We start from the raw sequence: 705 nt of genomic DNA on the forward strand, positions 1-705 counted from the left end.
GACGAACACGTCGGTGGCGTCGCGGACGAGGGCGCGGGCGTGGTCGGCGGGGATGGTGGCCTGCAGGCCGGTGTCGGTGACGACCTGCGCGGGCTCGCGGTGCGACTCGGTGTCGTCGGAGCCGAGCAGCGCGCTGTCGGTCATGACGAGGGCAACCTCGACCGTCGACTCCGTCGGCTTCCGGCCGAGCAGACGGGCGACGAGCTCGTCGGCCATCACCTCCCCGCGGGCTCGTTCCTCGCCAGCTGCTCGGGCGGTGTCGGCGGTGCGGCACAGCTCGGCCCACACGTTGATCCCATCGACGACGGGCAGGACCGCAGACAGCCGGGTCATGCCGTCGGGCGCGGGCCGCAGCGACACCCGTCGTTGCTTCACCGCGGCGGCGTTGCGACGGACCGCACTGGCGGGGTCGAGACGCTGCCCGATCAGCCGGGCCTCGGCCTCCGCGCCCCGGTCCGAGAGGGCGCCGATGCCGCCGGGGCGTCGGTTGAGCTCCCGGTCGACCGCCGCGCGGTCCTCACGCGAGAGCAGCATCGTCTCCCTCGCGATGGAGAACGCCCGGAACTCCGAGGTGTCGCCGGCGGCGAGGGCGTCGTGGGTGTGGGGCAGCTCGGCCAGCGCGTGGGCGAACCCCACGAACCGGCGTGCCTTGAACGGCGACTGTCTCGTGGCGAGCCCCACCTGCGCGGCGACCCCGTCACCCCG

General features: G+C 74.5%; 1 protein-coding gene. It reads right to left on the reverse strand.

Annotated features, from left to right (window positions below):
* Positions 1-705, reverse strand: a 705-nt coding sequence (locus tag ACYU8I_RS18870) for a 13E12 repeat family protein (protein WP_460843885.1), incomplete at both ends; no start/stop codon positions are given.

This window comes from Nocardioides marmoraquaticus (genome assembly GCF_054777915.1).